Source organism: Pseudomonas sp. 10S4, assembly GCF_034344865.1.
GTDB lineage: Bacteria > Pseudomonadota > Gammaproteobacteria > Pseudomonadales > Pseudomonadaceae > Aquipseudomonas.
In genome coordinates, this window is record NZ_CP133774.1 from 6,077,866 (window position 1) to 6,100,147 (window position 22,282).

General features: G+C 60.9%; 19 protein-coding genes and 2 pseudogenes. 8 read left to right on the plus strand and 13 right to left on the minus strand.

The genetic code is table 11. From position 1 onward, the window contains the following. Nucleotides 1-14: 14 nt before the first annotated feature. The 7 genes and pseudogenes from pqqA to pedF form a co-directional block, all read right to left on the minus strand. Nucleotides 15-86: a pyrroloquinoline quinone precursor peptide PqqA gene (gene pqqA / locus RHM58_RS28310; RefSeq protein ID WP_003253598.1), complete on the minus strand. Its 72-nt coding sequence runs from the start codon at nt 84-86 to the stop codon at nt 15-17. A gap of 303 nt (nt 87-389) precedes the next feature. After that, nucleotides 390-1,911: pseudogene (locus RHM58_RS28315) on the minus strand (aldehyde dehydrogenase family protein). 300 nt (nt 1,912-2,211) lie between these two features. After that, the gene (locus tag RHM58_RS28320; protein WP_201256077.1) at nt 2,212-3,990 is read right to left on the minus strand and encodes a PQQ-dependent methanol/ethanol family dehydrogenase; all 1,779 of its coding nucleotides are present in this window, start codon (nt 3,988-3,990) and stop codon (nt 2,212-2,214) included. 177 nt (nt 3,991-4,167) lie between these two features. Beyond that, nucleotides 4,168-5,106, minus strand: coding sequence for a quinoprotein relay system zinc metallohydrolase 1 (locus tag RHM58_RS28325; protein WP_322268829.1), 939 nt, complete (start codon nt 5,104-5,106; stop codon nt 4,168-4,170). 15 nt (nt 5,107-5,121) lie between these two features. After that, nucleotides 5,122-5,883 (minus strand): quinoprotein dehydrogenase-associated SoxYZ-like carrier, encoded by a 762-nt coding sequence (locus RHM58_RS28330; protein ID WP_322268830.1) that lies wholly within the window; start codon nt 5,881-5,883, stop codon nt 5,122-5,124. Further along, complete coding sequence (locus RHM58_RS28335; protein WP_201256074.1) at nt 5,883-6,758, minus strand: substrate-binding periplasmic protein; 876 nt, start codon at nt 6,756-6,758, stop codon at nt 5,883-5,885. The genes RHM58_RS28330 and RHM58_RS28335 overlap by 1 nt, the downstream gene beginning before the upstream one ends. A 3-nt stretch (nt 6,759-6,761) precedes the next feature. Next, a complete protein-coding gene (gene pedF / locus RHM58_RS28340; protein ID WP_201256073.1) occupies nt 6,762-7,223 on the minus strand; it encodes a cytochrome c-550 PedF in 462 nt (153 codons plus the stop codon). Nucleotides 7,224-7,463: 240 nt separating this feature from the next. Here pedF and RHM58_RS28345 point away from each other — a divergent pair, with 240 nt between their 5' ends. The 6 genes from RHM58_RS28345 to RHM58_RS28370 all read left to right on the plus strand — a co-directional run bounded on the left by RHM58_RS28345 (nt 7,464) and on the right by RHM58_RS28370 (nt 12,669). Beyond that, entirely contained in the window at nt 7,464-8,648 is a 1,185-nt protein-coding gene (locus RHM58_RS28345; protein ID WP_201256072.1) for an ABC transporter substrate-binding protein, read from the plus strand. A gap of 39 nt (nt 8,649-8,687) precedes the next feature. Beyond that, the gene (locus RHM58_RS28350; protein WP_322268831.1) at nt 8,688-9,647 is read left to right on the plus strand and encodes a YVTN family beta-propeller repeat protein; all 960 of its coding nucleotides are present in this window, start codon (nt 8,688-8,690) and stop codon (nt 9,645-9,647) included. Then, nucleotides 9,644-10,375 (plus strand): ABC transporter ATP-binding protein, encoded by a 732-nt coding sequence (locus tag RHM58_RS28355; RefSeq protein ID WP_322268832.1) that lies wholly within the window; start codon nt 9,644-9,646, stop codon nt 10,373-10,375. The genes RHM58_RS28350 and RHM58_RS28355 overlap by 4 nt, the downstream gene beginning before the upstream one ends. Then, the gene (locus RHM58_RS28360) at nt 10,372-11,163 is read left to right on the plus strand and encodes an ABC transporter permease (protein ID WP_322268833.1); all 792 of its coding nucleotides are present in this window, start codon (nt 10,372-10,374) and stop codon (nt 11,161-11,163) included. Before RHM58_RS28355 ends, RHM58_RS28360 begins: the two co-directional genes overlap by 4 nt. Before the next feature lie 226 nt (nt 11,164-11,389). Then, nucleotides 11,390-11,947: a PQQ-dependent catabolism-associated CXXCW motif protein gene (locus RHM58_RS28365; protein ID WP_201256068.1), complete on the plus strand. Its 558-nt coding sequence runs from the start codon at nt 11,390-11,392 to the stop codon at nt 11,945-11,947. Between the two features lie 56 nt (nt 11,948-12,003). Continuing rightward, complete coding sequence (locus tag RHM58_RS28370) at nt 12,004-12,669, plus strand: response regulator transcription factor (protein ID WP_201256067.1); 666 nt, start codon at nt 12,004-12,006, stop codon at nt 12,667-12,669. Nucleotides 12,670-12,811: 142 nt separating this feature from the next. Here RHM58_RS28370 and nahK read toward each other — a convergent pair whose 3' ends face one another. From nahK to RHM58_RS28395, 5 genes are all read right to left on the minus strand, one after another. Continuing rightward, on the minus strand, nt 12,812-15,448 hold the full coding sequence (gene nahK, locus RHM58_RS28375; protein WP_322268834.1) for a hybrid sensor histidine kinase/response regulator NahK/ErcS': 2,637 nt from the start codon (nt 15,446-15,448) through the stop codon (nt 12,812-12,814). Then, nucleotides 15,378-16,541: a nitric oxide-sensing protein NosP gene (gene nosP, locus RHM58_RS28380; RefSeq protein ID WP_201256065.1), complete on the minus strand. Its 1,164-nt coding sequence runs from the start codon at nt 16,539-16,541 to the stop codon at nt 15,378-15,380. The genes nahK and nosP overlap by 71 nt, the downstream gene beginning before the upstream one ends. A 192-nt stretch (nt 16,542-16,733) precedes the next feature. After that, entirely contained in the window at nt 16,734-17,540 is an 807-nt protein-coding gene (locus tag RHM58_RS28385) for a sulfite exporter TauE/SafE family protein (protein ID WP_322268835.1), read from the minus strand. Between the two features lie 9 nt (nt 17,541-17,549). Beyond that, the gene (locus RHM58_RS28390; protein WP_322268836.1) at nt 17,550-18,794 is read right to left on the minus strand and encodes an NAD(P)/FAD-dependent oxidoreductase; all 1,245 of its coding nucleotides are present in this window, start codon (nt 18,792-18,794) and stop codon (nt 17,550-17,552) included. Between the two features lie 235 nt (nt 18,795-19,029). Next, the gene (locus RHM58_RS28395; protein ID WP_201204439.1) at nt 19,030-19,383 is read right to left on the minus strand and encodes an ArsR/SmtB family transcription factor; all 354 of its coding nucleotides are present in this window, start codon (nt 19,381-19,383) and stop codon (nt 19,030-19,032) included. 104 nt (nt 19,384-19,487) lie between these two features. Between RHM58_RS28395 and RHM58_RS28400 the strand changes: the two genes are divergently transcribed. Then, nucleotides 19,488-20,351, plus strand: a complete 864-nt coding sequence (locus RHM58_RS28400; RefSeq protein WP_201204441.1) for an MBL fold metallo-hydrolase — start codon at nt 19,488-19,490, stop codon at nt 20,349-20,351. Nucleotides 20,352-20,371: 20 nt separating this feature from the next. Here the strand turns inward: RHM58_RS28400 and bkdR are convergent, their stop codons facing one another. Then, nucleotides 20,372-20,860, minus strand: a complete 489-nt coding sequence (gene bkdR / locus RHM58_RS28405) for a Bkd operon transcriptional regulator BkdR (protein ID WP_169368978.1) — start codon at nt 20,858-20,860, stop codon at nt 20,372-20,374. A gap of 186 nt (nt 20,861-21,046) precedes the next feature. Between bkdR and RHM58_RS28410 the strand changes: the two are divergent. Next, a pseudogene (locus RHM58_RS28410) lies at nt 21,047-22,281 on the plus strand (3-methyl-2-oxobutanoate dehydrogenase (2-methylpropanoyl-transferring) subunit alpha). The last annotated feature ends 1 nt before the right edge of the window (nt 22,282 follow it).

Here is a 22,282-nt window from a genome sequence, read left to right on the forward strand (position 1 = left end):
GGCCGGGTGATCAATCAACGGTTGGCGAAATACATCGTCACTTCGAAGCCAATACGCAGATCGGTAAACGCGGGTTTAGTCCACATGGGTCAATCCTCTTCTTGTGCCGGGCAATTCCGGTAAAGCCATTAATGCACGGGGCGCCTGGCGTCCGAATGCTACTTTCGAAGGAGGTGGCGGCGTGCGTTGGTAGGGGGTGGTGCACAGTTTTCAAGTACACGTAAAACCCAATGTGGGAGCGAGCTTTTGTGGCGAGGGGGCTTGCCTCCGTTGGGGCGCGAAGCGGCCCCGTCTATCCCAATAAGGAATGGGGACTGCTGCGCAGTCCAACGGGGCAAGCCCCTCGCCACAAAAGCTCGCTCCCACAGGGTTTGTGGTGTGCTTGTGGGTTAGAAGAACCCCAACGGATTGATGTCGTAGCTCACCAGCAGGTTTTTGGTTTGCTGATAGTGATCAAGCATCATCTTGTGGTTTTCACGGCCGACCCCGGACTTCTTGTAGCCACCGAACGCGGCATGGGCCGGGTACAGGTGATAGCAGTTGGTCCAGACACGCCCGGCCTTGATCGCCCGGCCCATGCGGTAGGCGCGGTTGATGTCGCGAGTCCACAGGCCGGCGCCGAGGCCGAACTCGCTGTCGTTGGCAATCGCCAGGGCTTCAGCTTCGTCCTTGAAGGTGGTGACGCCCACTACCGGGCCGAAGATTTCTTCCTGGAACACGCGCATTTTGTTGTGGCCCTTGAGCAGGGTCGGCTGGATGTAATAACCCGTCGACAAGTCGCCCTCCAGTCGCTCGGCCGCGCCACCGATCAGCAGCTCGGCGCCCTCCTCCTGGGCAATTTTCAGGTACGAGAGAATCTTGTCGTATTGCTGCTCGGACGCCTGGGCGCCGACCATGGTTTCGGTGTCCAGCGGGTTGCCGCGCTTGATCTTGACGATCTTCTTCATCACCTCGGCCATGAACGGCTCGTAGATCGATTCCTGTACGAGTGCCCGGGACGGGCAGGTGCAGACTTCGCCTTGGTTGAAGAACGCCAGCACTAGGCCTTCAGCGGCTTTCTCGATGAACTGTGGCTCGGCGTTCATGATGTCTTCGAAGAAGATGTTCGGCGATTTGCCGCCCAGTTCAACGGTGCTTGGGATGATGTTCTCGGCGGCGCAATGCATGATGTGCGCGCCCACCGGGGTGGAACCGGTAAACGCAATCTTGGCGATGCGCTTGCTGGTGGCCAGCGCCTCACCGGCTTCGCGACCGAAACCTTGGACGATGTTCAGCACACCGGATGGCAGCAAGTCGGCGATCAGCTCGGCGAAGACCATGATCGACAGCGGCGTTTGCTCGGCGGGTTTGAGCACCACGGCAGTTGCCGGCGGCCAGGGCCGGGGCGAGCTTCCACGCGGCCATCAGCAGCGGGAAGTTCCACGGGATGATCTGGCCGACCACGCCCAGTGGCTCGTGGAAGTGATAGGCGGTGGTCAGTTCGTTGATTTCGGCGGCGCCACCTTCCTGAGCGCGAATGCACCCGGCGAAGTAGCGGAAATGGTCAGCAGCCAGCGGCACGTCGGCGTTGAGGGTTTCGCGCACGGCTTTGCCGTTGTCCCAGGATTCGGTGACAGCGAGGATTTCGAGGTTTTGTTCGATGCGGTCAGCGATTTTCAGCAGCACCAGGGAGCGGTCCTGCGCCGAGGTTTTACCCCAGGCATCGGCAGCCGCGTGGGCGGCGTCGAGGGCCTTGTCGATGTCGGCAGCGCTGGAGCGCGGAAACTCGGCGATCACTTCACCGTTGACCGGCGAGGTGTTGGTGAAGTACTCACCATTGACCGGCGGGACGAATTCGCCGCCGATGAAATTGCCGTAGCGCGGTTTGAAGGAAACGACGGCGCCGGGTGTGCCAGGTTGTGCGTAGATCATGGTGGGCCTCTGTCTGGGTCGATGCCTGTCAAGCCAACAGGCGATGAACCGATAGTAGAGAGCCCCGCGTGCCGGGCGAATGCGCCGTTGGCAGGGGGATCTCGTTATTTGGTCGTAGGTTTGCCCATTGGTTGGGTGAACCCTGTGGCGAGGGGCTTGCCCCGTTCGGCTGCGAAGCAGTCGCAAACTCTGGCAATTCGACGGGTCTGAAAAATGCCAAGGGCCGCTTCGCGACCCAACGGGGGCGAGCCCCCTCGCCACAAAAGCCCGCTCCCACAGGGGTCTGTGGTGGAATGGGTTTTAGTGCTTGGCCACGACCAAGTCTTTCGGCAACTTGAAGGTCCAGAGCATGCCGCCCTGGTTGAAGTCCTTGATGCGCTTGGCCACTTCGCCGCCCCACAGCGGAACAGCACCGCCCCAACCGGACAGCACCGAGACGTACTGTTCGCCGTCCATTTCCCAGGTCACAGGTGAGCCGAGCACGCCGGAGCCGGTCTGGAATTCCCAGACCTTCTCGCCGGTCTTGGCGTTGAACGCTTGCAGGAAACCTTCCGGCGTGCCGGTGAATACCAGGTTGCCCTTGGTGGTCAGCACCCCGCCCCACAGCGGCGCGTAGTTCGTGTGGCGCCAGACTTCTTTACCGGTGACCGGATCGATGGCGCGCAGCACGCCGATGTAGTCTTCGTTCAACGGTTTGATGGTGAAACCGGCGCCAAGGAACGCCGCGCCTTTCTTGTAGGCGATGCCTTCGTTCCAGATATCCATGCCCCACTCGTTGGACGGCACGTAGAACAGCTTGGTGTCCTTGTTATAGGCCATCGGCATCCAGTTTTTCGCGCCGAGGAATGCCGGGGCGACGAAGACTGAACTGCCTTTGGCTTCGGCACCCGGTGCGCCAGGACGGCTGGCTTCGTTGTAGATCGGCCGGCCATCCTTATCCAGGCCGCTGGCCCAGGTGATCTTGTCCACGAACGGGAAGCCGCGGATGAACTTGCCGTTGGTGCGGTCCAGCACATAGAAGAAACCGTTACGGTCAGCGGTGGCGGCGGCTTTGATTTCTTTGCCGCCCTCGGTGTAGTTGAACGAGATCAACTCGTTGACGCCGTCATAGTCCCAACCGTCGTGGGGCGTGCTCTGGAAGTGCCATTTGATCGTGCCGTCATCCGGGTTCAGCGCCAGGCGCGACGACGAGTAGAGGTTGTCGCCAGGACGCAGGTGCGAGTTCCACGGCGCCGGGTTGCCGGTGCCGAATAGCAGCAGATTGGTTTCCGGGTCGTAGTAACCGCCGAGCCAAGGCGCGGCGCCGCCGGTTTTCCACAGATCGCCGGGCCAGGTCTTTCCGGCTTCGCCACCGGAGATGCCGTTCTCGATCGCTTTGCCGTCCTTGTAGACGTAACCCATGTGGCCTTCAACGGTCGGGCGGACCCACAGCAAGTCACCGTTTTTTGGGTCGTAAGCCGAGATCTTGCCGACTACCCCGAACTCGCCACCGGCCACGCCGGTGATCAGTTTGCCGTTGATCACCAGCGGCGCGGCGCTGATCGAATAGCCTTCCTTGTGGTCGGCCACCTGCTTGCTCCACACCACTTTGCCGGTGTCTTTGTTCAGGGCCACAAGTTTGGCGTCGAGGGTGCCGAAGAACACCAGGTCGCCGTACAGCGCCACGCCGCGGTTGATCACGTCGCAGCACGGGCGGATGTCATCGGGCAGGCGCGCGTCGTATTGCCAGAGTTTTTTGCCGGTGCGTGCATCCACCGCGAACACCCGCGAGTAAGAGCCGGTCATGTACATCACGCCGTCCTTGATCATCGGCTGCGCTTGCTGACCGCGCTGTTTTTCACCGCCGAAGGAGAAGGCCCAGACCGGCCGCAACTCCTTGACATTGTCGACGTTGAGGGTGTCCAGCGGACTGTAGCGCTGACCCTGGACGCCCAGACCGTTGGTGACGATCTGCTCCGGGTTTTTGGGGTCCTGGAGGATGTCCTGGTCAGTGACGGCGGCCAATACCGAGCCGGACAACAGCATGGCACTGAGCAGCACACTCAAGACGAAGGGTTGGCGACGTGCGGGTTGGGTCATGACGGCTACCTCTGCAGTTTTTATTATGCCCGGGGGATTTTCCCGGTCTGATGCAGATTCTTGGGCGCCGCCGCCCTTCCAACAATTGCCCGCAATGCTGAGATTGCTAGTCCCTTAGTACCGGGTCGGAGGGGATGCACCTCGGATTTTGTGATCAACACAACTCCAATGTGGTGTTCACTTGTCCGCGTTCGAATCGACGCGGGGCATTTGCGCGCGCTCATAGCCCGGGTACAAATGGCTGACGCTGCGGATCAGTTCGTAGCGGCTCAGGCTGATGCCGGCAAAACGCTCGGGGATGGGGCTGCGGATCATCTCGGACATGTCGCTGCCATTGGCGGCGCCGTCACGCAGCAATTGGTCGAGCCAGGTCAGGTAATCGCGCATCTGCTCGAACGGCTGTTGATCGGTGGCCACCGGGCCGTGGCCGGGCACGATCAGCGTCCAGGGCAGGCCTTGCAGAGTGGCGATGTCCGCCAGCCACACCGCCAGTCCCGGACTGTTCGGCGTGGTCAGCGCCCGCTGATAAAACACCAGGTCCCCGGCAAACAGCACGCCGGTTTGCTGGTCGAGAATAGCCAGATCCGCGCCGGTATGCCCACCCAGGCCTAGCAGACGCAAATCGTGGTTCCCAAAACTTCGCACGCCGGGGGTCAGCGTCTCGGTCGGCAACACCACTTCGGTGCCGCGCATCCAGTCGCCGACCAAGCGGTACATGTTCTCGGCCATGGCATCGCCCTGCTGATGCAGCAGTTCGGTGGTGCCGGCCAAAGCACCGATCGGCACATCAGTGAATGCCTGATTGCCCAACGCATGATCGGGGTGATGGTGGGTCAACAGCACTTCAATCACCGGTTTATCAGTGACCGCGGCAATCGCTTTGCGCATGGCTTCGCCGTAGCGTTTCGACGGCCCGGTGTCGATCACCACCACCCCGCGCTCGGTGACGATAAACCCGGTGTTGACGATGTTGCCACCGTTGGCCTTGGCGAAATTGTCGGTGCTGCCTTCCAGCAGCCAGGTGTCTTCGGCGATCAGTCGGGGCTTGAGCGAGTATTCAAGCTCCGCCAGCGCCGGCAGGCTCAAACCGATGAACAACAGCAGGATCCAGCGCATCACGCGCTCCTTGGGTCAGGGGACGGCCGCATCAAATTGATTGCCGCTGTTATCGCGCAGCAACAGGCGCGTCTGCCCTGCCCCTTCAATGTCAAAGGCCAGATTGGGGTTTTCGCTGACGGCGGGAAACAGCTCCAGCGTGGCCAGCAACTGATCGTTCTGATCCCGCAGTTCGGCGTGGTTGATGAAGAACTCCGGGATACCGCTGACCATGCCGTTGTCCATCGGGTGCGCCACCCGCAAGCGCACGCGGCTGAATTCGCCACGGGGATAACGCCCGCCGAGTACTTCGCCGATGTGTTCTTCCCAACCCGGCTGGGTGCGCACCACACTTGGTGCCGTGCAACCACCGCCCGCCGCATCGATCAGGGTCGATCCGACGTGCCAGAGGCCGTCGCGGGTCAGCACCGCCGCGCGCAACGGCGTGGCCTGTTCGATGCGGATACGGATCGATAGCCACGGCAGCACCCGGTCCAGCGGTTGAAAATCAACGATTTTCGGCAAGGGGTTGAGTTCGGCCCAGGCGAGGATCTTCACCACCTCGCCCTTGAACGCCCGAGCGTCAATTTCCAGCGGCACCTGGCGGGCGTCTTCGGCGAAGGGCGGCGCCAGCAGCTTGACCCGCTCGTCGAATACAAACGGTGCATCGCCGAGCATTTGCTTGTGATAGAACGCCCACATCACCGACGGCACCGGGTCTTTACCCGGATCGATGTCCACCGCATGGGCGGCCAGGGGTAACCAACAGGCCAACAGGCAACTCACTCGCCAGTTCACTATTGATACATCTCCGGCACTTCGTATTGCAGGCCGTAACTGGCATAAATGGCTTGCACCGAGCCCTCGCGGATCAAGCTTTCCAGCGCCTCCTCCACGGCATATGACAATTGACGGTTACTTTCATGCACCGCCATGCCGATCTCCCAGCGTTGCTTGCCCATGTTCGGGTAGGCGTTTTGCGCCAGCGCCACTTGCGGGTCGTTGGCTTCGTGAACCTGCCAGTCAATTTCGCCACGCATGGCCATCACCGCATCGACCTCACCGGCCTTCATCGCCGCAAAGGCCTGGGGAACGCCGGGATAGTGGTGAGTCTTGGCGGCGAGCATGCCGTTGAACACCGAGGTCAGGTAGAACGACGGCACGCTGTCGACTTCGACGCCAATCGGGTGCTGCTCGAACACCGCGACGCTGCCCACCGAGTCCAGCCGACGGCGGTCATAAGCGACTTGCCATTGTTCGTTCTGATAGGGGCCGAACATCACCACATGATCGTTTTCCAGCTCACCGAGCTCGTTGCGTTTCTGTGAGTAATCGCGGTCATAAGGCACACGCATCATCAGGTCGGCCAGTTGCTGATTGTGCAACTGGCTGCTGCGCCAGATGTAATCGCGCAAGTCGTCATCGAGCTTCTCCCCGGCGGGTGCCCAGATCAGCTTCAACTTCACCCCCAGTGCTTTGGCCAGGGCTTGAGCGAGCTCGACATCCACCCCTCGCGGCTGGCCGGCGTCTTCAAAACTGTAGGGGGCGAAGTCCTTGTAGACCGCGACTTTCAGTTCTCCAGCCGCGATCATTTGGTCATAGGTACGGACCTGCGCCTGCGCCACCTGGCAGCACAGCAACACAGTACTGATCAACACAGCGAGCAGGCGCATGGGTTACTCCTCGGAGTGCACGCTGTCCAGGTAGGTACGCACCGCCCACAAGGCTTCCTGACTCAGGTAATCGGCCATTTTCGGCATGTAGACCCGGCCATCACGCACCGCGCCGTTACGCACCCGCTGGACGAACCATTCATCACCGGCGTCGCCGACATCAAGCAGACGCAAATCCGGGGCGATGCCGCCAGACTTGGCTTCCAGGCCATGACAGGCCGCGCAGTTCTGGTTGTAGGCCGAAGAACCGATTTCCAGCGCCTTATCGTGCTGCGGGGAGTTACGGTACGGATTCACCGCCGCCCAGCCATCGGCATCGACTGGTACGCCAGCATCCTTGATCGGGGTCAGGCCCGGGGTTTCCACCGCTTGCGGTACCACGTTGCCGTGGGCCCAGACAGGACCTGCGCTGATAAAACCGGCCAGCAGTCCGGCAACAAGCAAGGCGTTGAGTTTTGTTGTCATTGTTATGCCCTCAGGGTTGCACGCAAAACCTCTTGGCAGAGGCTATGGCACCCATCTTAGGAATCCCGTCGCGCCAGCCCCATGCTGCTTTGGTGGTCGCCGTCTAATCCCTTGGTAGTAGGGCCAGTGGCGCACCGCCGCAGAGATTTACGACCTTGGTACTGGCTCTCCGATACTTTCTGCATATTTCCTCGACCCCGCAGGGTTCCTATGCTGGCGCTACTTGTAATGGAGTGCCCTATGCGCCAGCTTGCCCCTTACGCCTTGATCTACCTGCTGGCGATTGCCTGCGCCGCCGGGCTGGCGACCCAGAGTCAAGCCGCCGATGCGCCGTTGCAGGTGCAGATCGGCTACCTGGGTTATCGCCCCGATCCGGGGCCGCTGCTGTCCAATGTCATTCCCGAACCCACCGATGCCGGGCTGCGCGGCGCCGAACTGGCGATCACCGACAGCAACAGCACCGGGCATTTTCTCAATCACAGCTACAGCCTGGTCAGCGCCAGCGTCGACACTGCGGATGCGCTGATCGAAGCGGCCAAGGCCCAACACGAACAAGGCCTGCGTCTGTTTGTGGTGAATGCGCCGGTGGAAACCCTGCGCCGACTCAGCGCCGTGTTGCCCGACAGCTTGTTGTTCAACGCCGGCAGCCCGGATGACAGTTTGCGCACCACCGACTGCTTGCCGAACGTGCTGCACAGCCTGCCGAGCCGGGCGATGCTCGCCGATGCTTTGGCGCAATTTCTGGTGGTGCGCAAATGGCAACGAGCGCTGTTGATCGTCGGCCCGACCGCGGACGATCAAGCCTACGCCGCCGCCCTGCGCCGCGCCGCCAAACGCTTCGGCTTGAAACTGGTGGCGGAAAAAGCCTGGAGTTTCGACAACGATCAACGCCGCAGCGCCCAGGCCGACATGCCGCTGTTCACCCAGACCGCCGAGTACGACGTGGTGCTGGTGGCGGACGAACGCGGCGACTTTGGCGAATACGTGCCTTACCAGACCTGGTATCCACGCCCGGTCGCCGGCACCCAAGGCCTGACCCCGGTGGGCTGGCACAAAACCGTGGAAACCTACGGCGCCGCCCAGTTGCAGAAACGCTTCGAAGCCTTGGCCGGACGCTGGATGAATGACCGGGATTTCGCCGCGTGGATGGCCGTGCGCAGCATCGCCAGTGCGGTGACCAAACTGCGCCAGGCCGACCCGATGGCCATCCGGGCACTTGAGATCAGCGATCAATTGCCGCTGGACGGTTTCAAGGGTCGCAAGCTCAGTTATCGGTCGTGGAACGGTCAGTTGCGCCAGCCGATCCCGATCGTCCAGCCCCGGGCGCTGGTCAGCACCTCGCCCCAGGACGGCTTCCTGCACCCGTTCAACGAAATGGACAGCCTGGGCTACGACAAGCCCGAAGTGACCTGCCGCTTTCCCTGATTTTTCTTCCACGACAACCACAATAAAAAGGAATCCACCATGCGCCGTACCCTGCTCTCATGCGCCCTGCTGCTTGCCGCCGGGCACGCCGTGGCCAGCACCGCCTGGGTCTCCAACGAAAAGGACAACACGCTAAGCCTGATCGACATGCAGACCCTGCAAGTCACCGACACCTTGCCCGTCGGCCAGCGCCCGCGCGGTCTGTTGCTGTCCCACGACAGCAAGCTGTTGTACATCTGCGCCAGCGACTCGGACCGGGTCCAGGTGATGGACGTGGCCACGCGCAAGATCATCAAGGAGCTGCCGTCCGGCAAAGACCCTGAGCAATTCGCCCTGCACCCGAATAACCGTTGGCTGTACGTTTCCAACGAGGACGATGCGCTGGTGACGGTGATCGACACCGAAACCTCCAAGGTGCTGAGCCAGATCAACGTCGGCGTCGAGCCCGAAGGCATGGCGGTCAGCCCGGATGGCAAGTGGGCGGTGAACACCAGCGAAACCACCAACATGCTGCACTGGATCGACACCAGCACCCAGACCCTGGCCGACAGCACGTTGGTGGATCAGCGGCCACGGTTCGTCGAGTTCAACCACGACGGTACGCAGCTCTGGGCCTCAGCGGAAATCGGCGGCACGGTGACGATTCTTGACGTGGCGACCCGCAAGATCCTCAAGACCGTGAACTTCCAGATCAAGGGTGTGCACCCGGACAAGGTCCAGCCAGTCGGCATCAAGCTCAGCGCCGATGGCAAGTACGGGTTCGTCGCCCTCGGCCCGGCCAACCATGTGGCGGTGGTCGATGCCAAGACCTTTGAAGTGCTCGATTACCTGCTGGTGGGCCGACGCGTCTGGCAGATGTCATTCACCCCGGATCAGAAGCAATTGCTCGCCACCAACGGCGTCAGCGGTGATGTGTCGGTGATCGATGTCGACAGCCTCAAGGTCAGCAAATCGATCAAGGTCGGGCGCTATCCGTGGGGCGTGGTGGTCACGCCATGAACGCACTGGACGTCAGCGAGCTGAGCTTTGCTTATGGGGCGAAAGAGGCGTTGCGCCAGGTGAGTTTCAGCCTGGCGCCGGGTCGTTTTGCGGCGTTGCTGGGGCCGAACGGTGCAGGCAAATCGACGCTGATTGCCCTGCTGACCCGGCTCTACGATTTGCAGCGCGGGGACATCCGGGTTGGCGGCTGTTCGTTGCGCGATACCCCGCGCCCGGCACTCAAGCAATTGGGCGTGGTGTTTCAACAAAGCACCCTGGACCTGGACCTTAGCGTCGAGCAAAACTTGCGTTATCACGCCGCGCTGCACGGCCTGTCCCGGCGCCAGACGGGCCTTCGGGTCGAAGCCGAACTGGCGCGCCAGGCGCTGACCGAACGCCGTCGCGAAAAAGTGCGCGAACTCAATGGCGGCCATCGACGGCGGGTGGAAATCGCCCGAGCGTTGCTGCACGAACCGCGCCTGTTACTGCTGGATGAAGCCAGCGTCAGCCTCGACCCGGCCAGTCGCCTGGCGCTCAATCAACACATCCGCAGCCTGTGCCGCGAGCAAGGCATCAGCGTGCTCTGGACCACTCACCTGCTTGACGAAGTGCAGGCCAGCGACGACTTGTTGATCCTGCATCAAGGCCGGCTGGTGGCCAGCGGTCAAGCCGACGCCCTGAGCCTGGAACACGGCGGCGACCTCGGTTCAGTCTTCACTCGACTGACGACATCAGGAGCCGCCCGATGAATGCTTACTGGCAGTGTTTCAACGGCATCGTATTGCGCGAATGGCTACGCTTTGTGTTGCAGCGCACGCGGTTTCTGAGTGCGCTGGTGCGGCCGCTGTTGTGGCTGCTGGTGTTCGCAGCCGGGTTTCGCGCGGCACTGGGCATCGCGATCATCGAGCCTTACGACACCTACATTCCGTATGAGGTGTACATCATCCCGGGACTGGCCTGCATGATCCTGCTGTTCAATGGCATGCAAGGTTCACTGTCGATGGTTTACGACCGGGAGATGGGCAGCATGCGCGTGCTGCTGACCAGTCCCCTGCCCCGGACGTTTTTGCTGTGCAGCAAACTGCTGGCGACGTCGCTGATTTCGCTGTTGCAGGTGTATGCCTTTTTGGCGATTGCCTGGGTCTACGGCGTGCAACCTCCCGCCCTGGGCCTGGTGATCGCGTTGCCGGCGTTGTTGCTGGTGGCGTTGATGCTCAGCGCGTTGGGGCTGTTGCTGTCGAATGCGATCCGCCAGTTAGAGAACTTTGCCGGGGTGATGAATTTCGTGATCTTCCCGCTGTTCTTCCTGTCGTCGGCGCTGTATCCGCTGTGGAAAATGCGCGAGTCCAGTGAATGGTTGTATTGGCTGTGTGCGTTGAATCCATTCACCCACGCGGTGGAGTTGGTACGGTTTGCCCTGTATGAACGCTTCAACCCGTTGGCGCTGGCGGTGTGCGTGGGGTTGACGCTGGTGTTCGTGCTGCTTGCGGTACTCACCTTCAACCCGCAGCATGCCGCCCTGCGCAAGGCTGGCTAACAACACAAGTCCCCTGTGGGAGCGAGCTTGCTCGCGATAGCGGTGTATCAGTCAACATCAATGTTGAATGTGAGGGCCTCATCGCGAGCAAGCTCGCTCCCACATAAGGCGCCTGCCAATCAGGTGGAAATTACTACTTTAGTACTGGTTTACCTGTCTATCGTCGCATTCCAATCGCACCGGGACTGGCATGTAATGGGTTCATAACGATAAGGATTGAACCCCCATGCCGCGTGCCCGACGTCGTCTGCTGCGCCCTTGCCTCACCGCCCTGTCCCTCAGCCTGCTGCTGAGTACCGCGCACGCCGACACCCCGCTATTCTCCGCCGACGGCTACCGCATTGGCTTGTACCGCAGCCCGACACCGAATCAGCTGCAAGGCGCGACCATCATCGACACGCCGGCCCTGCAAACCCTGCTCAGTCAAACCCCGCGTCCGGTGCTGATCGACGTCTACCGTCGCCAATGGCTGCAAGGGCGTTTCATCGAAGACCAGCCTCATGAAAACCTGCCCGGCAGCCACTGGCTGGCCAATACCGGTGACGGCGACCTGACACCTGACTGGCAAGCCTGGTTTGCGCGTAATCTGGACAAATTCACCGACGGCGATCCGCAGCAACCGCTGGTCTTCTACTGCCGCGCCGATTGCTGGTTGAGCTGGAACGCGGTAAAACGCGCCGCCGCCATGGGCTATAAGTCTGTGTATTGGTATCGCGATGGCCTGGATGCCTGGCAAGCGGCGAACCTGCCCGTTGCGGCCGCCCAGCCCGAGCCCTTTCCCTGACTGAACACTTGCACGTTGTTGCCCCACCCAAAAACACAATAATGAGGTGAAAGGCTATGTACAAAATTCTGATTGCCGACGATCACCCGCTGTTTCGCGAAGCCATTCATAACGTCATCAGCGACGGTTTCCCCGGCAGCGAAGTGATGGAAACGGCCGACCTGGACAGCGCCCTGTTGCTGACCCGGGAACACGACGACCTGGACTTGATCCTGCTGGACCTGAACATGCCCGGCATGCACGGCCTCAACGGCCTGATCAACCTGCGCAACGAGGCGCCGACCATTCCGGTGGTGATCGTCTCGGCCGAGCAGGACAAGCAGATCGTGCTACAAGCCATCACCTACGGCGCGGTGGGGTTCATCACCAAATCTTCACCACGGTTGCAGATGACCGAGGCCATTCAGCAGATTCTCAACGGCAATGTGTATTTGCCGCCAGACATCATCCGCACGCAAAAACCCGGCACCCACCGGCGGATGAACGACAACCCGAGCTTTGCGCCGGAACTGCTCCAGGCCCTGACCCGCAAGCAGTTGCTGGTGCTTGAACGCATGACCAAGGGCGAGTCGAACAAGCAGATTGCCTACACTCTGGAAATCGCCGAAACCACAGTCAAGGCCCACGTCTCGGCGATCCTGCGCAAACTCAATGTGCACAACCGGGTGCAGGCGATATTGAGTGCCGGGGATATTGATTTTGGGTCTTATCTGCGGCGCTGAAGCCCCTGTGGCGAGGGGCTTGCCCCGTTCGGCTGCGAAGCAGTCGTAAACCAGCGACTCGATATGTCTGAGGATTACTGGGGCCGCTTCGCGACCCAACGGGGGCAAGCCCCCTCGCCACAGGTCCAGTGTCTGACTCAGGTTAGCGGGATGGGCCGAGCAAATGACTCATCGCTGTCTTGAGCTTCATCGGCCGCACTGGCTTATGCATCAGGGTGTGCCCCAACTCACGGATTTGCAGCTTGAGTTCGTTGCTGTAGTTGGCAGTGATCATCATCGCCGGGATGGCCGAGCCGCGCCGGGCGTTGATCCGGGCCACGGCATCGACGCCGTTCTGGTCATCGTCCAGGTGATAGTCGGCAATCAGCAAGTCAGCTTCTTCGTGATAGTTGTCGACCTGCCGCGCCAGGTCCTGCTCCGACAGCGCCGTCACCACCAGACAACCCCAGCCTTCCAGCAACGTGCGCATCCCCGCGCAAATCGCCGCATCGTTGTCCAGCACCCACACCCGCGCGCCACGCAGGCGTTCAAGCATCGGCTCGCTCATCAATAAACTCGGCAACGCCTTCGGCGCCGTGGCGCTGAGCGGCACTTCGACGGAAAACATCGAGCCCTTGCCCGGCCACGACCGCACGTAAACCCGGTGCCCGAGAATCCCGGCGATTTTCTCGACAATCGCCAGGCCCAGACCCAACCCGCGGTCCTGATCCGGACGCTGCACATCGCCGCGCTTGAACTCCTGAAAAATCTCCTCCAACCGGTTTTCGGCAATGCCCATGCCGCTGTCCCAGACTTCAATCGACAAGCGCTGATGGTGTCGCCGGCAACCGAGCACCACGCGACCGCTGTAGGTGTAGCGAATCGCGTTGCTCAGCAGATTGCGCAGGATCCGCGCCAGCAACTGAATGTCGCTGCGCACCAACGCCGAACAGGGAATGAAATGCAGCTCAAGTCCTTCACTGCGCGCCACTTGGGTGTATTCGGCGGCGAGGTTTTCCAGCAATTCACTCAGGGCGAATGGCGCAATGTCGGCCTTGATCACCCCGGCATCGAGTTTGGAAATGTCCACCAAGGTGCCCAACAGATTTTCCACGTCTTCCAGGGAATTACTGACATTGCGCACCAGAATCGCGTTGGCCACCGGCTCCCGGCGTTCCAGCAAGGCGCTGGTAAACAGCCGCGCGGCGTTCAACGGTTGCAGCAAATCGTGGCTGACGGCGGCGAGAAACTTGGTCTTCGACAGGTTGGCCTGCTCGGCTTCAAGCTTGGCTTCGCGCAGGCGTGATTCCGCTCGACGACGCTCATCAATCTCGCGCAATAACTGGTCGTTGAGGGCGGTCAGTTCTGCCGTGCGTTCGCGCACCCGCAGCTCAAGGTTTTGATAAGCCTGGTGCAAGGCCTCGGCGGTACGGCGGCGTTCGGTGATGTCGCGGATCAAGACGAAAATCCCCACCACTTCCCCGGTGGCCAGGCGATTGGGCACGTAGGAACGCAACATATAACGCTCCTGATTGTTGATGTTGGTTTCGGCAACCTCGAACGTCACGCTCTCACCGGCCAAAGCCCTGCCGACATAGGCTTCCAGGCGCTGGTAATGCTGTTCGCTGTGGACTTCGCGCAGGCTCTGCCCGAGCATCACGCCCCGGGGCCAGCAGTACCACTCTTCGTAGACTTTGTTGGTGAACTCGTAGACCAGATCGGCGTTCAGGTAGGCGATCAGCGCCGGCACATGGTCGGTGATCAGGCGAATCCAGCGTTCGCTTTCGCTGAGTGCCTCGGCGTGCTGGTAGCGTTCGGTGATGTCGGTGAAGGTGTTGACGAAACCGCCGGTGGGCAGCGGATGGGTGCGGATTTCCAGGACCCGGCCATCGTAAAGGCGTTGTTCGCATTCCTGCACTGGCCGTCCGTTGCTGTCGCGACTGGCCGGTGTCAACAGGTTCAGTTCACTGTCGGCGATCACTTCGGCGAACGGTCGATGGGCCGCCACCGGCGCCAGGCCGCTGAGTTCAAGGAAACGCCGGTTCCACAGTTCAAGGATGCCTTCGGCGCTGACCATCGCCACACCTTGAGACAGGTTGTCGACGGCCCGTTGCAGCAAGTGGGACTTCTGCGCCACGGCTTGCTCGCGGCGCACGGTTTCGCTGAGTTTGACGTCGGTGATGTCGGTGAACAGGATCACCCGCCCACCTTCCTGGGTCGGCCGTTCGCTGACTTGCAGCCAGCGACCATTTTGCAGGCGATACAACAGATTTTGATCGGCATGACCGCGAGGTTCTTCAGTGAACAACCCGGTGGCCGTCATCAGGCGCTTGACCTCCGCCAGGTGCATGCCGGCGATGATCCGCACCCGGCTGTTGCCCCAAAAGGACTTGAAGCGGCTGTTGAACAGCACGATCCGCTGGTTTTCGTCGAACAGCACGAAGGCGTCGGAAATGCTCTCGATGGCATCGATCAAATGTTGATGTGCCGTTTCGGCCCGCAGCCGTGCGTCGCTGAGCAAGTGATTGCCGGCCTTGAGCTCGGCCATGGCCAGGTTCAAGGCGTCGGTGCGCTCGCGGACCTGCTCGGCCAACACCACCGAATGCTGGAACGCCGCATAGGGATCGTTGCCTCGGGTGATGCCGGATTCGATGCGTTCGATCAGCGCGCCATTGATGCGCTGCAATTTGTAGTTGTCACGCTGCAGGCTGGCGATCTGCGCCTGAAGCTCAACGGTGCCCAGGGGAACGGCCTCGGGAAATGGCAACCCCGGTGAAGGTCTGGTTGATGTGCATGCCATTGAACTGTTCTCCGTAGGTGTTGAAACCCATCACCCGATGCTCACGCAAAAACGCCCCGATCGGCTCCAGGCTGCCGCGGTCTTCCAGTTCCAGGCGCCTGAGAAAGCAATCGCAGCCGATGGTCAGCAGCAGGTCGCCGAGGCGGTCCTCCAAACCTTCGAACAGTGCTTGCAGGTTCGGCAGCATCGGGCCGGGCGTCATGGCGGTGAGGACGATGCCGTTTTCCACGGCGCAGTAGAAACTCAGGCTCAGGTCCGGATGAGCCTGCTGGATGGCGCGCACGTAATACTGTTCGTTGATTCGCACCGCCAACGGGTGCGCGGCGAAAGTCCGGTGATCAAGCTCGGCCACTGGCACCCCAATGTGGCGGGCGTACTCCTCGGCGGCGGGCTCGGCGTTCAGTTCAAAGACCCGCCGCGACGCGCTATCAGCGCCGGTGACCACCAGTTTTTCCTCGCGGGGCAAGATGTGGTGCGTGGTGAACACCTCAAAGTCGAGCCAGGTGTTGACCAGCACCACCACCGCCGCGCCGCTGTGGAACTCGCCGCCGAAATACACGTGGGTGTGGGTCAGGTAGTTGTCATCGCCGGCGGAACCGCCGAAATGCGGAATGTCGCCCAAGGCCGCACTCAATGCGGCGAGGACCATTTCCTCACGGCTAGACAGGCCATCGAGCAGGGTCAGGGCAAAGCTGTTGCCCTTGATCGGCGCCAGGGTGTTGCTGCGACAGCCGCTCACCAGTCGTTCGACCATTTGCTGGGCGTCGATCAGGCTAAAGCGCTCCATTTCGTCGATCAGTTCGATGGCGATGGAGAAATGCCGATGATCGAAACCTACCGCCGTCACGCAGTTGCGGCCGTAACCTTGCGGGGTGATCTCCCCGGCGCTGGTGCAACCCACCAGGCGAATCCCGCCGAAGCTCTGCTGCAAGGCCTGGCCCAGCGCCTGCAAGTCGTACTCGGCGGAACAGAAAAACAGCACAAAGCCCAGATGCGGATGCAACAGCTGTCGCGCCAACTCCTGGGCCGCCTGCTGGGCATCGGTGGCCTGGGACATCGCACTGACCACACCTTCACTCTGGACCTGCTGCATCGTCGCCTCCCGCAGGTGCGCATGTATGAGGTGCGAGTGTACGAAGCCTGCGGGCCGGGACGTATGCTACTTGGGTAGCGGTCAGACGCTTCGATGGGATGAGAGTGGTTGTGCAGGATGCACCAGACACCACAATTCCAATGTGGGAGCGGGCTTGCTCCCACATTGGATGTGCGTTTTATTGGCTACCGGCTAGACGCCCGCTTTCAACAGCATGTAACCGGCAACCACGATGCAAACGCTGGCGAAACCGACTTGCAACGCTCGGGCCGGCACCAGGGCGCACAGCTTGCGACCAATGACCATGCCGACGTTGCTAGCGACGATAAACGCCACGCCCAAACCGTCGATCCGCACGCCCGCATGAAATGCGCCAATCACTCCGATCGCCGAGATCAGGCTGATCACCATCAACGACGTGGCGATGATCCCGCGCATCTGCACGTCGGTCAGTTGCTTGAACGCCGGGACGATCAGAAAGCCGCCACCCACGCCCAACAATCCTGACACCACGCCGGTCACCGCGCCGAGGGCTGCCAGGGTCGCGGTGCATTTGGCGGTCCAGGAAAAACGCCCGGTCTGTTGATCGAGCATGCAGTTCTTCTGGCCCCAGTTGGCGTGGCCGTGGTCGTTCGGGCCCTCCTCCTGACGTTCGCGGCGCAGCATCCGCCAGGCCACCATGACCATCAGCAGACTGAACAGGATCATCAGGATTTTTTCCGGCATCTGATGGGCAAAGTAGATGCCCACTGGCGAAAACACCGCGCCGAGCAAGGCGATCAACAGCGCCGCACGATAGCGCACCAGACCGTGGCGCAAGCCATCGATGGCACCGACCGCCGCCGCACTACCCACCGCAAATAATGCGACCGGCGCCGCTTGGGTCATGGTCCAGCCGAGCCCCAGTACCAACGCCGGCACCGCCAGAATCCCGCCCCCGGCCCCGGTCAAACCGAGGACCAGGCCCATCAGCACACCAAAAAAACTTGCCAGCAGCATAGGGTTCTCTCAATCGACCTTGGACAGGGCAGTCAGCCATTCGCGGCCCTTGAGCATGCCGTTCCAGTAGAACCACGGCAGCAGGCTCGCCTTCAGCCACCACGCAGAACGACGGGCTACGGTCGGGTCCAAGGGAAAGGTCGGCAGCAACTTACCGGCATAGCCAAACTCGGCGAGGATCACCTTGCCCTTCTCCACCGTCAGCGGGCACGAGCCATAGCCGTCGTACTTGAGCGGCAGCGGCTGTTGCTTGCGCAGGGCCAGCAGGTTTTCGGCCACCACCACAATCTGCTTGCGCACGGCGGCAGCGGTTTTCGCGTTGCTGGTGGAGCAGATATCGCCCAGGCCGAAAACCTCGGGATAACGCACATGTTGCAGCGTGTGCATGTTCACTTCGCACCAGCCGGCGGCATCGGCCAAGGGGCTCTCGCGGATGAAATCCGGAGCAACCTGAGGTGGCACGACGTGTAGCAGGTCAAAGGTTTTTTCTTCAACGGTGACCGTACCGGCAGCGTCCTTGACCTCGAACCAGGCGGTTTTCGCCGGGCCATCAACCTTGATCAGGTTGGAGGTGAAGGCCAGCCGTGCGTTGTATTTTTCGATGTACTTCATCAGCGGCGGCACGAACGTTGGCACACCGAACAACGCGGCACCGGCCAGGTTGAACTCGATGTCGATCTTGTTCAGCACACCACTTTTCAACCAGTGATCGCAGGACAGGTACAAGGCCTTTTGCGGCGCTCCGGCGCATTTGATCGGGATCGGTGGCTGGGTGAAGATCGCCTTGCCGCCGCGCAAGCCCTTGACCAGTTCCCAGGTGTAGGCCGCGTGCTGGTAGCTGTAATTGGACGTCACGCCGTGCTGGCCGAGGGCGTCCTGCAAGCCTTCGATCTTCTCCCAGGCCAGGCGCAGGCCGGGGCAGATGATGAGGTTTTGATAGCCGACCGTACGGCCGTCGTCGAGGGTCAGGTGTTTTTTGTCAGCCGCGATTTCAGTGACGGCGGCTTGCAGCCAGGTCGCTTGACGCGGCATGACGCTGGACATCGAACGTACGGTGTCTTCCACCGAGTAGGCACCACCGCCGACCAAGGTCCAGGCCGGTTGGTAGTAATGCTGGGCGCTAGGTTCGATAACGGTGATGTTCAACGACGGATCGCGCTTAAGCAGGCTGGCGACAAAACCAATCCCTGCCGTGCCGCCGCCTATCACCACGATGTCTGCACTGATGGTTGGGCCCCAGTGTTGATCGTTCATAGGTTGTTCCCTTTTTTACTGCTACACGCATTTAGCCGGGTTCGGGCCCGATACCCATCAGTTAAATTGAGTATCAAAGTCTGGCAAACACCCTGTGGCGAGGGGCTTGCCCCGTTGGGTCGCGAAGCGGCCCCTTCATTTATTCAGGTCAACCGAGTCGCCTGGATTTACGACTGCTGCGCAGCCGAACGGGGCAAGCCCCCTCGCCACAAGTAGGGTGCTCACCGTGCCTCCTTTAACTGACAGGTACAGGGTCGGCCCAACTTTTTAGAACCGCCCCGCAATACAGGCCGGACAGCGTTTTCATTACCTGAATCACTTCATGACTGGCCAGGCCATAGAAAATGTATTTGCCTTCACGGCGAGTCGCGACCAGGCCTTCATCGCGCAAAATGCCCAGCTGTTGGGACAGTGTGGGCTGGCGTACGCCGGTCATGGTTTCCAGTTCGCCAACGTTGCGTTCGCCCTGGGTCAACTGGCAGAGAATCAGCAAGCGATCCTCATTGGCCAAAGCCTTGAGCAGCGCGCAAGCTTTGGAGGCCGACGCCCGCAATTGGGCGACTTCACATTCGGTCAGACTGGATTGCATTTGCAGGATGCCTTCGACGTCACTTAAGCTGCAGACATTATGTGTAAACATAAAGTGTTGCAACCGGTTACTGTCTTTCCACCTTTTTCACAGGTTTGCCTCCCATGCCCGCGCTGATTGAAGCCTTCCTCGACCCCGCCTCGTCGACCTACAGCTACGTTGTCTACGAGCAGGCTGGCGGGTACTGCGCGATTGTCGACACGGTGCTCGATTACGACCCGGCCGCCGGGCGAACCGCGACTGTCCAGGCCGACCGAATCATCGCTTTCGTGCGCGAACAGCAGTTGCAGGTGCAATGGCTGCTGGAAACCCACGCTCACGCCGATCACCTCTCCGCCGCGCCGTATCTGCGTCGGGAACTGGGCGGGAAGATTGCGATTGGGCAGTCGATCAGCAAGGTCCAGGGCGTGTTCAAGACCCTGTTCAATCTGGAGCCGGAATTTTGTGTGGATGGCTCGCAGTTCGATCACCTGTTCGCCCCGAACGAATCGTTCATGATTGGCAACCTCAAGGCCACGGCCCTGCACGTGCCCGGCCACACCCCGGCAGACATGGCGTATTTGATCGACGGCGATGTGATTCTGGTGGGCGATACACTGTTCATGCCGGATGTCGGCACCGCGCGTTGCGACTTTCCGGGCGGCAATGCCAACCAGTTGTTCGCCTCGATCCACAAGCTGCTGGCCTTCCCGGCTGGCGTGCGGCTCTACGTTTGCCATGACTACCCGCCTGAGGGGCGCGAGCCTGAATGTCAGACCACGGTGGGTGAGCAGCGTAAAAGCAACATTCATGTGCACGACGGCGTTGAAGAGGCGGCGTTCGTCGCCATGCGGACGCAGCGCGATGCCGGGTTGGGGATGCCGAATCTGTTGCTGCCGGCAATTCAGGTGAATGTGCGGGCGGGGAATATGCCGCCGGCCGAGGATAACGGCGTGACGTACCTAAAGATCCCCGTTAATAAACTGTGAACGCTCCCACAGAGTTTCGCTTAGCCCCCGAGGGTCAACCCATTCGCCGGCAATGGCAGCGCGGTCTTATAGCGCACTTGCTTGAGCGCAAAGCTTGAGCGGATGTTGGCGACGCCAGGCACCTTGGTCAGGAAGTCCATCATGAAGCGCTCCAGCGACTGAATGGTCGGCACCAACACCCGGATCAGATAATCCGGGTCGCCAGCCATCAAATAGCACTCCATCACTTCCGGGCGATCCGAAATCGCTTCTTCGAAATGCGCCAGCGCCTCTTCCACCTGCTTCTCCAGGCTGACGTGAATGAACACATTCACATGCAGCCCCAGCAGGTCGGCGTCCAGCAGCGTGACTTGCTCACGAATCAGCCCTAATTCTTCCATTGCCTTGACCCGGTTGAAGCACGGTGTCGGCGACAGGTTGACCGAGCGTGCGAGGTCGGCGTTGGTGATGCGGGCGTTCTCCTGAAGGCTGTTGAGAATGCCGATGTCGGTACGGTCCAGTTTGCGCATGAGACAAAACCACCTGTTATTTTTGTTTATGCAGAATTTCTATCCTCAAATGACCGCCAACGCAACGAAACAGAGAGAAATATTCTCCTGCACCGGGCCTATGATGTTTGTAGGACAAGATTTCCATCATCCGTGGAAGGACTGCCAGCTCACTACAAGAAATTCACAAGATCGAGCGTAGAAGCCATGAACCAAGCGTATGAACCGCTGCAGTTGCACGTTCCCGAACCATCGGGCCGCCCAGGCTGCAAAACCGACTTCTCCTACCTGCGTCTGACCGATGCCGGTACGGTGCGCAAACCCCCAATCGACGTTGAACCGGCCGACACGGCTGATCTGGCCAAAGGCCTGATTCGCGTGCTCGACGACCAGGGCAATGCCCTCGGTCCGTGGGCTGAAGGCGTCCCGGTCGAGATCCTGCGTAAAGGCATGCGCGCCATGCTCAAGACGCGGATCTTCGATAACCGCATGGTGGTCGCCCAGCGTCAGAAAAAATGTCGTTCTACATGCAAAGCCTCGGCGAAGAAGCCATCGGCAGCGCCCAGGCCCTGGCCTTGAACATCGACGACATGTGCTTTCCCACCTACCGTCAGCAAAGCATCCTGATGGCCCGCGAAGTGCCGCTGGTGGACCTGATCTGCCAACTGCTGTCCAACGAGCGCGATCCGCTCAAGGGCCGTCAGTTGCCGATCATGTACTCGGTGCGCGATCACGGTTTCTTCACCATTTCCGGCAACCTTGCCACCCAATTCGTACAGGGTGTGGGCTGGGGCATGGCGTCGGCGATCAAGGGCGACACTAAAATCGCTTCGGCCTGGATCGGCGACGGCGCTACCGCCGAATCGGACTTCCATACCGCCCTCACCTTCGCCCACGTTTACCGTGCACCGGTGATTCTGAACGTGGTCAACAACCAGTGGGCGATCTCCACGTTCCAGGCGATTGCCGGTGGTGAAGCCACCACGTTCGCCGGTCGTGGCGTCGGTTGCGGCATTGCCTCGCTGCGAGTCGATGGCAACGATTTCGTCGCGGTCTACGCCGCCTCTGCCTGGGCCGCCGAACGCGCGCGCCGCAACCTTGGCCCGACCATGATCGAATGGGTCACCTACCGCGCCGGCCCGCACTCCACCTCCGATGATCCTTCGAAATACCGTCCTGCCGACGACTGGAGCCACTTCCCGTTGGGCGACCCGATTGCGCGCCTCAAGCAGCACCTGGTGAAAATCGGCCATTGGTCCGAAGAGGAACACACCGCCGTCAGCGCCGAGCTGGAAGCCGAAGTGATCGCCGCGCAGAAAGAAGCCGAGCAGTACGGCACCCTCGCCGGTGGCCAGACGCCAAGCGCCGCGACCATGTTCGAAGACGTCTACAAAGAGATGCCGGAGCACTTGAAGCGCCAGCGTCAAGAGTTGGGGATCTGAC

What these genes read in the sequence shown, in the direction of transcription:
- RHM58_RS28320 (WP_201256077.1), bottom strand. Translation starts at nt 3,990, where the DNA reads ATGACCCAACCCGCACGTCGCCAACCCTTCGTCTTGAGTGTGCTGCTC.
- RHM58_RS28325 (WP_322268829.1), bottom strand. Translation starts at nt 5,106, where the DNA reads ATGCGCTGGATCCTGCTGTTGTTCATCGGTTTGAGCCTGCCGGCGCTG.
- RHM58_RS28335 (WP_201256074.1), bottom strand. Translation starts at nt 6,758, where the DNA reads ATGCGCCTGCTCGCTGTGTTGATCAGTACTGTGTTGCTGTGCTGCCAG.
- pedF (WP_201256073.1), bottom strand. Translation starts at nt 7,223, where the DNA reads ATGACAACAAAACTCAACGCCTTGCTTGTTGCCGGACTGCTGGCCGGT.
- RHM58_RS28345 (WP_201256072.1), top strand. Translation starts at nt 7,464, where the DNA reads ATGCGCCAGCTTGCCCCTTACGCCTTGATCTACCTGCTGGCGATTGCC.
- RHM58_RS28350 (WP_322268831.1), top strand. Translation starts at nt 8,688, where the DNA reads ATGCGCCGTACCCTGCTCTCATGCGCCCTGCTGCTTGCCGCCGGGCAC.
- RHM58_RS28355 (WP_322268832.1), top strand. Translation starts at nt 9,644, where the DNA reads ATGAACGCACTGGACGTCAGCGAGCTGAGCTTTGCTTATGGGGCGAAA.
- RHM58_RS28360 (WP_322268833.1), top strand. Translation starts at nt 10,372, where the DNA reads ATGAATGCTTACTGGCAGTGTTTCAACGGCATCGTATTGCGCGAATGG.
- RHM58_RS28365 (WP_201256068.1), top strand. Translation starts at nt 11,390, where the DNA reads ATGCCGCGTGCCCGACGTCGTCTGCTGCGCCCTTGCCTCACCGCCCTG.
- RHM58_RS28370 (WP_201256067.1), top strand. Translation starts at nt 12,004, where the DNA reads ATGTACAAAATTCTGATTGCCGACGATCACCCGCTGTTTCGCGAAGCC.
- nahK (WP_322268834.1), bottom strand. Translation starts at nt 15,448, where the DNA reads ATGGCATGCACATCAACCAGACCTTCACCGGGGTTGCCATTTCCCGAG.
- nosP (WP_201256065.1), bottom strand. Translation starts at nt 16,541, where the DNA reads ATGCAGCAGGTCCAGAGTGAAGGTGTGGTCAGTGCGATGTCCCAGGCC.
- RHM58_RS28385 (WP_322268835.1), bottom strand. Translation starts at nt 17,540, where the DNA reads ATGCTGCTGGCAAGTTTTTTTGGTGTGCTGATGGGCCTGGTCCTCGGT.
- RHM58_RS28390 (WP_322268836.1), bottom strand. Translation starts at nt 18,794, where the DNA reads ATGAACGATCAACACTGGGGCCCAACCATCAGTGCAGACATCGTGGTG.
- RHM58_RS28395 (WP_201204439.1), bottom strand. Translation starts at nt 19,383, where the DNA reads ATGCAATCCAGTCTGACCGAATGTGAAGTCGCCCAATTGCGGGCGTCG.
- RHM58_RS28400 (WP_201204441.1), top strand. Translation starts at nt 19,488, where the DNA reads ATGCCCGCGCTGATTGAAGCCTTCCTCGACCCCGCCTCGTCGACCTAC.
- bkdR (WP_169368978.1), bottom strand. Translation starts at nt 20,860, where the DNA reads ATGCGCAAACTGGACCGTACCGACATCGGCATTCTCAACAGCCTTCAG.